At 43.4% G+C, this 14,677-nt stretch carries 13 protein-coding genes; 11 read left to right on the plus strand and 2 right to left on the minus strand.

Features of this window, described 5'->3' with window-relative positions:
* The 4 genes from ACGF63_RS06250 to lhgO form a co-directional block, all read left to right on the plus strand.
* A partial coding sequence (locus ACGF63_RS06250) for a glycosyl hydrolase family 65 protein (RefSeq protein WP_387629558.1) occupies nucleotides 1-860 on the plus strand: 860 nt, incomplete at its 5' end.
* Nucleotides 844-2,058 carry an MFS transporter gene (locus tag ACGF63_RS06255; RefSeq protein ID WP_036843055.1) on the plus strand — a complete coding sequence of 405 codons (1,215 nt, stop codon included), beginning with the start codon at nucleotides 844-846 and terminating at the stop codon, nucleotides 2,056-2,058. The genes ACGF63_RS06250 and ACGF63_RS06255, both read left to right, overlap by 17 nt.
* Before the next feature lie 11 nt (nucleotides 2,059-2,069).
* Complete coding sequence (locus ACGF63_RS06260) at nucleotides 2,070-3,170, plus strand: DegT/DnrJ/EryC1/StrS aminotransferase family protein (RefSeq protein ID WP_036843056.1); 1,101 nt, start codon at nucleotides 2,070-2,072, stop codon at nucleotides 3,168-3,170.
* A 269-nt stretch (nucleotides 3,171-3,439) separates the two neighbouring features.
* On the plus strand, nucleotides 3,440-4,630 hold the full coding sequence (gene lhgO, locus ACGF63_RS06265) for an L-2-hydroxyglutarate oxidase (RefSeq protein ID WP_036843058.1): 1,191 nt from the start codon (nucleotides 3,440-3,442) through the stop codon (nucleotides 4,628-4,630).
* Nucleotides 4,631-4,892: 262 nt separating this feature from the next.
* On the opposite strand, the gene srmB is transcribed toward lhgO, so the two are convergent.
* The gene (gene srmB / locus ACGF63_RS06270; protein WP_387629563.1) at nucleotides 4,893-6,230 is read right to left on the minus strand and encodes an ATP-dependent RNA helicase SrmB; all 1,338 of its coding nucleotides are present in this window, start codon (nucleotides 6,228-6,230) and stop codon (nucleotides 4,893-4,895) included.
* Between the two features lie 136 nt (nucleotides 6,231-6,366).
* On the opposite strand from srmB, the gene ACGF63_RS06275 reads away from it, so the two are divergent.
* Nucleotides 6,367-7,116, plus strand: a complete 750-nt coding sequence (locus ACGF63_RS06275; RefSeq protein ID WP_036843060.1) for a tRNA1(Val) (adenine(37)-N6)-methyltransferase — start codon at nucleotides 6,367-6,369, stop codon at nucleotides 7,114-7,116.
* A gap of 36 nt (nucleotides 7,117-7,152) precedes the next feature.
* On the opposite strand, the gene nadB is transcribed toward ACGF63_RS06275, so the two are convergent.
* Nucleotides 7,153-8,757 (minus strand): L-aspartate oxidase, encoded by a 1,605-nt coding sequence (nadB, locus tag ACGF63_RS06280; protein WP_152962384.1) that lies wholly within the window; start codon nucleotides 8,755-8,757, stop codon nucleotides 7,153-7,155.
* Nucleotides 8,758-8,960: 203 nt separating this feature from the next.
* On the opposite strand from nadB, the gene rpoE reads away from it, so the two are divergent.
* The 6 genes from rpoE (at nucleotide 8,961) to lepB (ending at nucleotide 14,636) form a co-directional block, all read left to right on the plus strand.
* Entirely contained in the window at nucleotides 8,961-9,530 is a 570-nt protein-coding gene (gene rpoE / locus ACGF63_RS06285; RefSeq protein WP_036843065.1) for an RNA polymerase sigma factor RpoE, read from the plus strand.
* 40 nt (nucleotides 9,531-9,570) lie between these two features.
* Nucleotides 9,571-10,227 carry an anti-sigma-E factor RseA gene (rseA, locus tag ACGF63_RS06290; RefSeq protein ID WP_152962383.1) on the plus strand — a complete coding sequence of 219 codons (657 nt, stop codon included), beginning with the start codon at nucleotides 9,571-9,573 and terminating at the stop codon, nucleotides 10,225-10,227.
* Nucleotides 10,227-11,183 carry a sigma-E factor regulatory protein RseB gene (gene rseB / locus ACGF63_RS06295; protein WP_036843068.1) on the plus strand — a complete coding sequence of 319 codons (957 nt, stop codon included), beginning with the start codon at nucleotides 10,227-10,229 and terminating at the stop codon, nucleotides 11,181-11,183. Before rseA ends, rseB begins: the two co-directional genes overlap by 1 nt.
* The gene (rseC, locus tag ACGF63_RS06300) at nucleotides 11,183-11,647 is read left to right on the plus strand and encodes a SoxR-reducing system protein RseC (protein ID WP_036843070.1); all 465 of its coding nucleotides are present in this window, start codon (nucleotides 11,183-11,185) and stop codon (nucleotides 11,645-11,647) included. Before rseB ends, rseC begins: the two co-directional genes overlap by 1 nt.
* A gap of 191 nt (nucleotides 11,648-11,838) precedes the next feature.
* Complete coding sequence (lepA, locus tag ACGF63_RS06305) at nucleotides 11,839-13,635, plus strand: translation elongation factor 4 (protein WP_036843519.1); 1,797 nt, start codon at nucleotides 11,839-11,841, stop codon at nucleotides 13,633-13,635.
* Between the two features lie 20 nt (nucleotides 13,636-13,655).
* Nucleotides 13,656-14,636 (plus strand): signal peptidase I, encoded by a 981-nt coding sequence (gene lepB / locus ACGF63_RS06310; RefSeq protein WP_387629570.1) that lies wholly within the window; start codon nucleotides 13,656-13,658, stop codon nucleotides 14,634-14,636.
* Nucleotides 14,637-14,677: the final 41 nt, after the last annotated feature.

Consider the following 14,677-nt stretch of genomic DNA (forward strand, 5'->3'; position numbering starts at 1 on the left):
TCATTAACTCTGTAATGGGACCTGATGAATATCATTATCATGTCGACAATAGTTTTTTTACAAACTATCTTCTCAGATGGTGCATGAAATTTGCACTATCGCTAATTAGCTACAAATGCTTCCCCGAGATTTCTGCAAACGAGATCAAGAATTGGAAAACAATTAGTGAAAATGTCTATCTTCCTTGGATGGTTATTGATGGCGTTTCCATTCCGGAGGAATTCGATGGGTATGCAATTCTTCAAGATACTGAGTTAAGAAACGAAAAAAAACATGGGCCACAGTTCATAGATGAACATGAACGGTATTCTGCCGAAAAACTGCAAAATTTCACATCCAAAATCATAAAACAGGCTGATGTTGTTCTGCTTATGTCTTTATTCCCTGACGATTTCTCTGATGAAGTCAAGCGAGTAGCATTCAACTTCTATGAGCCCCGTACTGTTCATGAATCATCACTCAGTTATGGCCCTCATGCCGTGCTTGCTGCAGATATAGGTAAGATAGATGTCTGTGCCGATTTTATATCACGTGCAAGTCGATATAATCTGGATTTCACTCCTATATTAAATTACAGCAATGGATTACATCTTTCAGCTTACGCGGGTGCATGGCAAGGGCTTGTTGAAGGTTTAGCCGGGCTACGTGTCGCAGAGAAAAGACTTTATTTTCGCCCTCGGTTACCATCCGACTGGGATTCCTATCGGTTCATGCTTTATTTTTGTGGGCAACGACTTATGGTCAGTGTACTTGCAGACGGTATCATTGACATCTACTGTGGAGGGAAGAAGCTCACTACCGAATGTTGTCCAGATGGACGTATCTATATTTGCGGAGAAACAAATGACTTCATTCGCTGAACGAGCATCGTCTTATTCCGAGGCATTACGCTCCTCATCATTCCGGAAATTGCTTATTGGTCAAGGCTTGTCAATGATTGGTGATGCAGTCTGTTTAGCTGCCCTTCCTGTTGCGTTGATTCATGCCAAACTTAGTGGGGAGGTTTTTGGTGTCGTTATGGCTGCGGTAGGATTAGGGACGGTCATTGGGGCTGTCGCTGGAGGTCTGCTAGCAGACAGAAAGTCACCAAAACACATTCTCATTGCGACAGATACTGCCAGAGGGTTGGCGCAAGTTGCTGCAACTATGTTACTTGTGTTAAACGCTCCGTGGTGGGGATTAGTACTTGCCTATTTAATATTTGGTATTGGCATTGGCGTCTCTCGCCCATGCGCTCAAGTTCTGCTTGTAAACTTGCTACCTAAGCAAGCCTTAGTGGCAGGAAATGGAGCTATGAATTTTATAGATAACTTTGTGGCAGTAGTCTTTCCTGCCACAGTAGGAGTTATGATCATATTGTGGGAACCAGCATGGGGAATACTGGTTGATGGTATTACGTTTTTCGCAGCAGCTCTTTTTACTGCCCTGATACCCGATATAGGGATTCGTGGTTCCGATGATAAATTCTCTATACGTGAGGTATTCAACGGTATCACAGTCATTACTGATAACTCTGTATTGTTACTCGGATTTATCGCGACATTGATCCTGAATGTGTTGTGTTTCCCTATTTTCCTAGTCATCGCTCCATACGCAATCAGTGATCGATTCAGCGATACGATGTGGGGGTTTTGTCTGGCAGCTTCGGGAGCTGGTGCATGTATTGGATCTGTTATCACAGTACTTACTGCTGGTCACCAACGTCTAATACGACTTGCTGTGATCTGTGGTTTATTTCTCTGTAGTGCAATGCTTTTATTGGGTATGGGGGGCTTTGCTTGGATGGTCATTCTGGGGGCAATGTTTGTTGGGATTGTTGAAGCATCCTGGCTTACTGGTTGGGCTACTGCTATGCAAACCCTCTCTCCGGAAAAAGACCTTGGAAAAGTTGTAGCGGTAGATACTTTTGTTACCAGTGGTGCTCACCCATTCATTTATCTTGGAGCAGGAATCATCGGTGCAATGGTGGGATATTCTGAAACACTAACATTGACTGCAATTGTCAGTGCTATTGGAATCACAGTCATCACACTTGCTGCTGTCACTCGAAAAATTTAAAAGGCAATAACATGATTAAATGTAATAATATTCAAGAGCAGGCTATCGATTTGTCCGAACTAATTTTCAAACAATGGCAAAATGTTTTGACAACTGGTGATTTTGTGCTTGGTGGAGAGGTTTCAAGATTAGAAAAATGGATGTCACAATGTTGTGGAGGAGCACATGCCATCGCACTCAATTCTGGTACAGACGCTTTGCTACTTGCATTGCAAGCTTTAGGTATAGGTTCGGGTGATGAAGTTATTACTTGTGCTAATACGTTTATAGCAACAGTTGGGGCAATAGTTGCTGTTGGCGCTAAACCAATCCTGGCTGATATTGGAGAAGATGAGCTCATTAATGTTGACACCATTGCCCCTCTGATTACTGAACGAACAAAGGCTGTTATACCCGTTTATTTGCGCGGACGCCCCGTAGATATTGCTCCGATTGTCACGCTGTGCCACATGAGGGGAGTATATGTTATCGAAGATTGTGCTCAAGCTATTGGAACTACTATCAATGACCAGCAAGTCGGTACATTAGGTGATGCTGCGGCTTTTTCGCTACATCCACTGAAAACGCTCGGAGGTTTTGGTGATGGTGGGATTCTCATCACTACTAACTCGAAAATAGCTGAGTATGCAAAATTTGCTCGCAATCATGGATTGCAGACACGTAATGAATCTATTTTATTTGGTATAAATTCACGCCTTGATACTTTACAAGCAGCTGCATTAAATATCAAAACTCAGTATCTAAACCAGTGGTTACAACGTCGCAAGGAAATTTCAGCTTTTTATGACAAAGAATTGTTCAATACAAAAACTGGAACAGATTTAGGAGCAGGAAAACCAGGAAATGCTTATTATCATTATGTGGTAAAATCAAAAAACCGAGACAAATTGCAGCAGCATCTAGCTAAACATGGTATTGAAGCTGCTATCCATTATCCAATACCGATTCATCGACAACAAGCATGGCTGCGTAGCCAGCCTCAAATAGCTCTTCCCACTACTGAACGTTTAGCGCAAGAAATTCTCACTATTCCCTGTCATCACCATCTTTCTGACAGCGATATTGAGAAGATAGTAATGTTGATAAAGCAATTCGATTTAATTAAGGTTTAATAGAGTTGTACGGACTTACATAAAATTATAATAAACAGAAAACTCCATGAGGTGTGTGTTTTTCATTCGATTATTATTGCCATATATCTTTTTCGTGTATTTAAATAGTGTTTGATGGAGTTTAATATCTTTAAAAAATGAAAGTTTATGTATACTTAAATATTTGTTTAATCTTGACGTGAATCGTTTTAAATAACATATATGGACACCAACTTTAATTTTTGTCGGCGTCCATATATTATTTAGGTATAAATAAGGAAAAACTAAAAATGTACGACGTTATCATTATTGGAGCGGGATTGGTTGGTCTTGGTGTTGCAAATGCTTTGCAAGAACATAATCCACAATTACATTTATTAATATTAGATAAAGAAAATAGAGTAGCTGCCCATCAAAGTGGACATAATAGCAATGTTGTCCACTCCGGTATTTATTATTCTCCCGGAAGTTTAAAAGCACGTTTAGCAAAACAAGGAAACCAAACTATATATCACTTTTGTCAGGAACACGGATTATATTATGACCGCTGCGGTAAAGTAATAGTGGCAACAAATCAAAAAGAGCTTCCTTTGCTCGAGAATATCTATCAGAGGGGCTTACAAAACGGGATTGAAATTAATCGATTATCACGATCTGATTTAAAAAAGCGCGAGCCTTATGTCAATGGGTTGGAAGCTATTCTGGTTCCGGATGCAGGAATTGTGAATTACCCAGAAATTGCGGAAAAACTAGCTGAGATTATTCAAAACAGAGGTGGGAATATTTATTATCAACAGCAGGTGTGTTCAATTCATGAATATACCGACTACGTTGAAATACAAACCTTACATGCGAGTTATAAGGCCAAACAGATTGTGAATTGTGCTGGATTGCATAGTGATAGAATTGCTAGGTTAGCGGGGTATGAAACAAGAATGAAAATTGTACCATTCCGTGGTGAGTATTACGTTCTGGATAGTAGTAAAAATTATTTGGTCAATCATCTGATATATCCTGTTCCTAATCCTGATTTTCCATTCCTTGGTGTGCATTTCACACGAATGTTCAATGGCAAACGGGATGTTGGTCCAAACGCGGTATTAGCTTTTAAACGAGAGGGATATTGCAAAACTGATTTTTGTCTGCAAGATATGATGGAGATACTCACTTATAAAGGTTTTTGGAAGATTGCTACACGTTATTTCAGTGAAGGTATAGCAGAAATTCGACGTTCGTTTTCGCTCCAACTTTTTACCGAAAATGCTCGTCAGCTTATTCCTGATTTGCAATCAGAGGACATCTCTTTGGGGGCAGTTGGAGTTCGTGCCCAAGCATTGACAATTGATGGAAAATTGGTAGATGATTTTCATTTTGTAGTTGGTCATCGTTCATTACATGTTTGCAATGCACCTTCACCAGCTGCAACGGCATCAATAGAAATTGGACGAGAGATTGTAAGAAGATATTTTCCAATTTTTTGAATATAGTAGAACGGTAAAAGTAATCATCAATCATCCCCCAGACGTCTGCTTTTTAACCTTATACTTTGATTATCACTTTAACAGGGCGATAATCAAAACAGAAAGTTGGTAGATTTTGAAAAATATCACCGGACATTCCTGAATTGGGTGAGGAATGTCGAATTTAAAAAAACATTTGTTCGGAGCCTATTTACTCACAGAATAATCTGACTATGAGAAACTGCATATTATAATTAACGGGCCAACCGGCCCGTTTAAAGATTTACTTATCGCTGCTGGTTGGGGCTTCAGGTTTTTGGTTACCAGAAGGTTTACGGCGCTTACCGATATTTTTGCTATCCCGATGGCGTATTTTGACTTTTTGCTTCGATTCTTCCGCTTTCTTTTTCTCTTTGCGTTTAGCCAATACTTTCTTCGATGGCTTATTACTGGTTTTCTCACTTGGTGCTTTGGTTGTTGGGCGAAGTTCATCAACAATCCGTGATTTCAGTGGTTCGTTCAGATAGCGGCTTATTTTACCCAATAAAGCATTATCATGTGCTTCTACTAAGGTAATTGCGGTACCTTTGCGACCAGCGCGAGCCGTCCGGCCGATACGATGCAGGTAAACATCGGCGGTACGTGGTAAATCGAAGTTGAAAACATGACTGATGTCATCAATATCTAATCCGCGGGAAGCAACATCAGTGGCAACCAGAACATTGACACTGCCATCATTCAAACGCTTAACAGCTTCTGTTCTTTTAGCCTGTACCATTTCCCCTTCGAGGAGCCAGGCTTTGATACCGGCTTGACGCAGTCCGTCTACAAGCTCATGTACACGTTCACGTTTGCGAACAAAAATAATGGATTTAGTGACATCCGATTGTTTCAGTAAATGGCAAAGCAGGGCTGTTTTGTGTTCCAGATTGTCTGCACGGTAGTAGAATTGCTGAATTTTTTTGCGTTCACGACGTGACGGCTCTGCATCAATTTCAACCGGATCTGCCAGCAAGCGCTCTGCAAAATCACGGATGGCTTCCCCTTCCAGCGTCGCAGAGAACAGCATGGTCTGTTTACGCCAACGGGTTTCACCCGCGATGGTTTCAATATCATTGGCAAAACCCATATCCAGCATACGATCAGCTTCATCAAGGATGAGTGTTTCAATTGCCCGGCAATCAAAGTTTTCTTCTTTGATATATTGCAGCAGACGGCCAGTGGTGGCGACGACAATATCCTGATTCTCGCTGAAAACTTCTGCGTGGTTCATATAGGCCACACCGCCGGTAATCGTAGCAACATCCAGATTGGTATGTGCAGCCAGTTCTTTTGCCTGGTCTGCCACTTGCATTGCCAGTTCCCGGGTTGGTGTCAGGATCAAAATGCGTGGCGGGCCAGATTTTTTGCGTGGAAAATCGAGTAAGTGTTGCAGAATTGGCAGCAGGTAAGCTGCGGTTTTACCTGTTCCAGTTGGCGCGGAACCCAGAACATCACGTCCATCCATTGCTGCCGGAATAGCAGCAGCCTGAATCGCTGTTGGGCGGGAGTAACCTTTATCATTTAGAGCATCAAGCAGGCGTTCATCAAGATCGAGCTCAGAAAAGTTTGTTGCAGTCATATATACCTCTGTTTAGGCCGCCGATTATAAACAGGTTGGACGTATTGTTCATCTATTTAAGCTGTCAGTGAGGCAGATAGCTTTTATCGAAACGTAATAACCTTTATCCTATGGCGAAATTTTTTTGTGCTGACAGATGCAGGTTATTAATTTGAAACAGAAACAATCTCTGCGCCGGGGAGGATTCACTTTTAAGCAATTTTTTGTCGGCCATGACCGATGTGCGATGAAAGTAGGAACCGATGGTGTTTTATTGGGCGCGTGGACTTCGGTTAGTGGCAAAAAAGCAATTTTGGATATCGGTTGCGGCAGCGGGTTAATTGCTTTGATGTTGGCACAGCGTACAGATGAAAATACCAAAATTGATGCAGTGGAACTGGATACTGATGCTGCATTACAGGCTCAAGAGAATATAGAGCAATCTCCGTGGCAGAGAAAAATAAATGTTTATCAGCAGGATATCGGTGATTTTGCTGATCGGTATTCACAATGTTATGACTTGATTGTCAGTAATCCACCCTATTTTGAACCGGCTGTTGCCTGTCGAAATGAGGCAAGGGAACAAGCTCGTTATACCGGTTCTCTAACTCATCAGCGGTTATTGCAATATGTCGGGAAGTTGATGACATCTGATGGTCTGTTTTGTGTGGTATTGCCGTATGTTATTGGTGAAGTATTTGAAACAATGGCATGCCAGATGGGTTGGTTTTCTCATCATCGAATCAATATCCGCGACAGGCAAGGTAAGCCATTACACCGGGTGTTATTGGCATTTTCCCGTAAGGAAGAAACAAGCTTAATCAGTGAATTGGTCATTCGTCAGCCAGATGGTGTCTATACGCGGGAATTTCAGCAACTCGTCACGGATTTCTATCTCTATTATTGAAATAACCACGCTGGAGCGTGGTTATACCGGTAAAAATCAGGGGGTTAAAATTGTTGGTTTCGATTCTGACAGTAAATCGGGATAATCCAGCGTGAAATGCAAGCCCCGGCTCTCTTTCCTTTCCAGCGCACAACGTACGATTAATTCAGAGACTTGCACCAGATTTCGTAATTCCAGCAAATTGTTAGAGATTCTGAAATTGGAATAATAATCATGAATCTCCTGTTGCAGCATGTTAATACGACGCAATGCGCGTTCCAGGCGTTTGGTTGTACGCACAATACCAACGTAATCCCACATAAATAGACGTAATTCGTGCCAGTTGTGTTGAATGACGACTTGTTCATCTGAATTGTCAACGCGGCTCTCATCCCAGAAAGGGAGTTCTGGCACTTCTTCGATTTTTTCAATTTGTTGTTGGATATCTTCCGCCGCAGACCAGCCATAAACCAGACACTCCAACAGGGAATTGGATGCCATACGGTTTGCACCGTGCAGGCCAGTATAGCTGACTTCACCGATAGCATATAAGTTGTTGAGGTCAGTACGGCCCCGATGATCGACGACTATGCCACCACAGGTGTAATGAGCGGCAGGAACGATGGGAATCGGTTCTTTTGTCAGATCAAATCCCAGCGTCAGCAGTTTTTCATAGATCATCGGAAAATGCTGGATAATGAAATCAGTTGGCTTATGGCTGATATCCAGAAACATGCAGTCAGCACCAAGGCGTTTCATTTCATGGTCAATAGCCCGTGCGACGATATCGCGGGGTGCCAGTTCAGCGCGCTCATCAAAATCAGGCATAAAGCGGCTGCCATCGGGTCGTTTCAGATAAGCACCTTCGCCTCGCAGGGCTTCTGTCAGCAGGAAATTACGCGCCTGTGGGTGAAAAAGACAGGTCGGGTGAAACTGATTAAATTCCAGATTGGCGATCCGGCAGCCCGCGCGCCATGCCATTGCTATGCCATCACCGGATGAGATATCGGGATTTGTCGTGTATTGATAGACCTTAGCTGCACCACCGGTTGCCAATACAACAACCTTAGCGCGATAAGTATCTACCTGTTCCTGCCGGCGGTTCCAGATATAAGCGCCAACGACCCGGTTATTACCATCGAATTGGGCTTTATTTGAAGTAATTAAATCAACGGCATTGCAACGCTCTCTCACTGTGATGTTCGGATGAGACATAGCTTTTTCAACCAGTGTGGTTTCGACTTCTTTGCCGGTTGCATCAGCGTGATGCAAAATACGTCGATGACTGTGCCCACCTTCACGAGTCAGATGATATTGTGTTTCGCCATCTTCGCGGGTTTCTGTATCAAATAAAACACCCTGATCAATCAGCCATTGCACACAATGACGAGCGTTGCTGGTGATAAACTCAACGGCGCTTCTATCGCAAAGCCCTGCTCCGGCGATAAGGGTATCTTCAACATGAGATGCGATACTGTCTGTTTTATCGAATACCGCAGCGATGCCCCCCTGTGCATAATAGGATGCGCCTTCGCTCAGAATACTCTTACTTAATATAGTGACTTTATATTGTGGGGCCAGCCGTAAAGCCAGAGACAGGCCGGCTACACCGCTGCCTATGATAAGTACATCGCTGTAATGTTGCGGGAATAATGATTGCATAATTGATGATGTATGAAGAAGATGAGTAAAATCATGTTAGCCTATCAGATAGGATAAAGGCTATGATTGCAACAAAATGATGGCAGAAATTGAACTTCGCAGAATTTTATTACTCAAAGCCATGCTTGCTTAGAAAAATGGGACATCATGGTTGGTTCAATAAATATAAATGTGGAGCTTTGCTTCAGGAGATTTAACCTCGGATGAGCGAGCAGTTAACGGATCAAATGCTGGTTGAGCGAGTGCAGAAAGGTGATCAAAAGGCGTTTAACCTACTGGTAATCAGATATCAGCATAAAGTGGCGAGTCTTGTGTCCCGCTATATTCCGCAGGGTGATGTTCCTGACGTTACGCAGGAGGCATTTATTAAAGCATATCGAGCATTGGCATCATTTCGTGGTGAGAGTGCTTTTTACACTTGGTTGTATCGAATAGCAGTTAACACTGCTAAGAACTATTTGATTTCTCAAGGGCGGCGTCCGCCATCCAGTGATTTGGATGTCAATGACGTAGAAAATTATGAAGCTTCAAATGCACTAAAAGAAATTTCGAACCCTGAGAATTTAATGTTGTCAGAAGAATTAAGGCAGGTGGTTTTCCGAACCATTGAGTCTCTTCCCGAAGATTTGCGAATGGCAATAACGCTAAGGGAATTAGATGGGTTAAGCTATGAGGAAATAGCTGCTGTTATGGATTGCCCGGTAGGTACTGTTCGTTCCCGTATCTTTCGTGCAAGGGAAGCTATTGATGATAAAATTCAACCACTGATTTAAAATTAAAATATAGTGGAACAATACTGAAGGGTACTTTGGCATGCAAAGAGAAAAACTTTCCGCACTGATGGATGGCGAAACTCTTGATAGTGAAGTCGTTAGTATTTTATCTAAAGATTCTGCCATGCAGAAACACTGGGAAAATTACCACCTGATACGTGACGCATTGCGTGGTGATGTGGCTAAAGTATTGCATATGGATATTGCGAGCCGGGTCGCATTAGCGCTTGAAAAAGAGCCTGTTCATTTTAATCCTAGGGCTGTTCCTGAATCTCAGCCTCAGCCTGAAAGCTGGCAGAAAATGCCGTTCTGGCAAAAACTTCGCCCTTGGGCGAGTCAAATTACTCAAGTGAGTGTTGCAGCCTGTGTTTCGCTGGCAGTATTGATAGGTGTGCAACAGTACAATAGTCATAATGTTGTCGATCTTGAATATCAATCTGATACGCCGGCATTTAACACATTGCCAATGATGGGATCTGCTTCTCCGGTGAGTTTGGGAGTACCTTCCGGTGATGATATGTTTGGCGATGATCAGCGTATTCAGGTGCAGGAGCGTAATAAACGCATTAATATTATGTTGCAACAATATGAGTTCGACCGCCGTGTGCATTTTGAACAAAATGATAGACGGAGAATTCCATTACCGGTTGCTATTCCGGTTCCCGGAACGCAATCTTTAGGAACGCAACAGCAGTAATGAAGCATATCTGGTTCTCCGTTTCTTTGCTGGCGGGCAGCCTGTTTACTCCTTTACAAGTCTCGGCGCAGTTCAGCAGCGCTGAGGCTTTGTTGCAGGAGATGGGTAATGCCACTCAGTCCCTGACTTACGAGCTTGCTTTTATTAATCTCAGTCAGCAGGCTATTGTCTCAGTTCGTTATCGTCACGCCATTATCAATGGTATTCCAATTGCTCAAATCATGCAGATGGATGGCTCCCGCAGGGAGATTGTCCAGCGTGGTAATGAGATCAGTTATTTTGAACCTGGATTGGATGCTTTCAGTCTTAATGGCGATCATATTATTGATTATTTGCCTGCCGTTATTTTTGCTGACTTCACTCAGTTGAAAAAATACTACAATTTCATCGACGTTGGCCGTACTCATATAGGCGACAGACCTTGTCGGGTTGTACGCATCACTTCCAAAGATGAAGTGCGTTATAATTATATTTTACTGATCGATGAAAAAACGCATTTGCCATTACGTATCGATTTACTTGATCGTGATAGTGAAACACTTGAGCAATTTCGGGTTGTTTCCTCCATAATAGGTGGCGATATCGATAATGCAATGCGTGTTATTACCCGCCTGAATATGCCACCAATGCTGGTAATTCCATCGTTAGAGAAGGTGGTATTCAACTGGAAAGTAGGGAAATTGCCGGATGGTTTCACCGAGGTTTCACGTAACCGGCGTAAACTCTCAAATGCTGACTCGCTTGAGTCCATCATGTTCAGCGATGGTCTATTCAGTTTTTCAGTGAATGTGACTAACGCTGATAAAACCGGTAAGTTGGAACATCCTCTCCGTCGCGGTCATCGAACAATCTATAGTGTAATACGTGGAGCGAATGAGGTGACAATTATTGGTGAATTACCACTGGCAACTGCCAAGCGTGTCGCTGCGGGTGTCGCGTTTATAGGAGCTAACTGATGGTTAAAGAATGGGCGACAGTAATCCGCTGGCAACAGGGGAGGGCATTATTACGTTATGGTTCCTCTTCTGGTTGTGGCAGTTGTCAGGCACGCGTGACGTGTGGTTCTTATTTACTGAATAAATTGGGGTCTGATGGTATACATCAGCTCGAACTTGAGATTTTACAGCCGTTGCAGCCAGGGCAGAAAGTGGAAGTCGGGATCCCAGAAGGGAGCTTATTGCGTTCGGCGTTGCTGGTTTATTTGACACCACTTATCGGGTTATTCCTGGGGGGCGTACTTTTTCAGTTATGGGTAACCAATCAATTATGGGTGTTTTGTGGTGGTGTTTTGGGAGGTGCGTTAGGGTTCTTCCTTGCCCGCAAAATTGCTACTTATTGGGATAATCAGCAGGAATATCAACCTGTCGTTTTACAAATAGGCTTGCCTCCTGATGCAATTCATATTCAGCATCAGGAATAAATCTGTTTTAATCATCCAGAACTTTTAATGCCTCATATTTAAAGCCACAGGCATGACTAGGTTTTCGTAGATTTGGCATGTAGAATACAGCCTTTCCGGCCGGTGGCCGGCCTATAAACCGTCGCTTTATGTCCCTCTGTGTGTCCATTAGGCGAATGATTCAGAAATATCAAGGCAGAAAAATATTTATAATGAAGCAAATACGAAATTTCTCCATTATTGCTCACATTGACCACGGTAAGTCGACGTTATCTGACCGTATTATTCAAATTTGTGGTGGTTTAACAGATCGTGAGATGGCAGAGCAAGTGCTGGATTCTATGGATCTTGAGCGTGAGCGTGGTATCACCATTAAAGCACAAAGTGTCACTCTGGATTACAAGGCGAATGATGGTCAACTCTATCAATTGAACTTTATCGACACTCCGGGGCACGTAGACTTCTCTTATGAAGTTTCTCGCTCGCTGGCTGCTTGTGAAGGGGCGTTGCTGGTGGTTGATGCTGGACAGGGCGTGGAAGCCCAAACACTGGCTAACTGTTATACCGCGCTGGATATGGATCTGGAGGTTGTTCCTGTTCTAAACAAAATCGATTTACCGGCGGCTGAACCTGAGCGTGTGGCGGAAGAAATCGAAGATATCGTCGGTATTGATGCTACTGATGCCGTGCGTTGTTCAGCCAAAACGGGTGTAGGCGTACAAGACGTCATTGAGCGTTTAGTTAAAGAGATTCCGGCACCGGAAGGTGATTCTGACGCGCCATTACAGGCACTTATTATCGACTCATGGTTTGATAACTACCTTGGTGTTGTCTCTCTGGTTCGGATTAAAAACGGTACCCTGCGTAAGGGTGACAAAATCAAGGTGATGAGTACCGGTCAGGTGTATAACGCTGATCGTCTTGGAATTTTCACACCTAAGCGTGTTGACCGCGATGTACTGGGTTGTGGTGAAGTGGGCTGGCTGGTGTGTGCGATTAAAGACATTCTTGGTGCGCCCGTGGGGGATACATTGACGCTGGCCCGGCAGTCAGCGGAAAAACCACTCCCAGGCTTTAAGAAAGTCAAGCCACAGGTTTATGCCGGGTTGTTTCCTATCAGCTCTGATGATTATGAGGGATTCCGTGATGCATTGGGTAAATTGAGTCTGAATGACGCATCCTTGTTCTATGAACCGGAAAGCTCGACTGCACTCGGTTTTGGTTTCCGTTGTGGTTTCCTTGGTCTGCTACATATGGAGATCATTCAGGAACGTCTGGAACGTGAATATGATCTTGACCTCATTACCACTGCGCCAACGGTTGTGTATGAAGTGGAAACGACCAGCCACGATATTCTCTATGTGGACAGCCCATCTAAGCTGCCACCGCTGAATAATATTGAAGAGTTACGTGAGCCGATTGCCGAGTGTCATATGTTGTTGCCCCAGGAATATTTGGGGAATGTCATTACGTTGTGTATTGAGAAACGTGGGATGCAAACTAACATGGTTTACCACGGTAAACAGGTTGCACTGACTTACGAAATACCAATGGCTGAGGTGGTTTTGGATTTCTTCGACCGATTGAAATCTACATCCCGCGGTTATGCTTCACTGGATTATAATTTCACTCGCTTCCAGGCATCTGATATGGTTCGTGTAGATGTGTTGATTAACGGTGAGCGGGTTGATGCATTAGCGTTGATTACTCACCGTGACAATGCACAGTACCGTGGCCGGGAACTGGTGGAGAAGATGAAGGAACTCATTCCTCGTCAGCAGTTTGATATCGCCATTCAGGCTGCGATTGGTAATCACATTATTGCTCGCTCAACAGTGAAGCAATTGCGTAAAAACGTCTTAGCGAAGTGTTATGGTGGTGACGTCAGCCGTAAGAAAAAGCTATTGCAGAAACAGAAAGAAGGTAAGAAACGCATGAAACAAGTGGGTAACGTTGAGTTACCACAAGAAGCTTTCTTAGCCATTCTTCATGTTGGTAAAGACCATTAATAAGCTTGTAAGGAGTCTAAATGGCTAACACTTTTGCCCTGATCCTAACGCTGGCAACGTTAGTCACCGGCATTATTTGGTGTATTGATCGTTTCAAATGGGCCCCAGCGCGTAAGAAAAAACTTATCAGATTGCAGGAGCTGACTGAAGGTACAATGGATCAGGAGCATCTGGCTGAGACTATTCACAAACCAACATGGGTGGATACTTGTTCATCTATTTTCCCTGTGTTAGCCGTGGTTCTGCTCCTGCGCTCTTTTGTTTATGAGCCATTTCAGATCCCATCGGGTTCCATGATGCCAACTTTATTGATTGGTGATTTTATTCTGGTCGAGAAGTATGCATACGGATTGAAAGATCCCATTACGCAAACAACATTGATTAAGACCGGTGAACCAAAACGTGGTGATATCGCGGTATTTAAATATCCGCTGGATCCAAGTTTTGACTATATCAAACGGGTAATTGGCTTACCGGGCGATAAAATTGTTTATGATCCGGTAAAGAAAGAGCTGCGTGTTTTCTCTGGTTGTGGCAAAACAGAGAGTTGTCAGGAAGAATTACCGGTTTCTTACGGTTCACTGTTCCCAAGTGAGTGGACAATGCAGCAGTATGGCGTTAATTCCAAGGGTGAAGGCCTGAAAAAGATAGGTGTTTTCCAAATACCGGTTGAAGAAACGTTACCACCTTACAGTCGGCGACAAGGTGAGCGGATTGAGAATTTGGGAACGGCGACACACCATATTCTGGAGATCCCGGGTTTATTGCCGATGCCTAATTTCCGCCAGCCTGGTTTGCCAGAGGGAATGTGGATTGTACCCGAGGGCCACTATTTTATGATGGGTGACAACCGTGATAATAGCGCGGATAGCCGTGAGTGGGGCTTTGTTCCTGAGAAAAATCTGGTTGGCCGCGCTTCAGCGATTTGGATGAGTTTTGAGAAACAGGAAGGGGAATGGCCTACCGGAGTTCGCTTTAGCCGTATTGGTGGAATTAATTAATATTTCTATATTAGCGAAGCATTAATTTTACTCACAGTGTA

The organism is Photorhabdus sp. RM322S (genome assembly GCF_042879395.1).
Lineage (GTDB): Bacteria > Pseudomonadota > Gammaproteobacteria > Enterobacterales > Enterobacteriaceae > Photorhabdus > Photorhabdus khanii.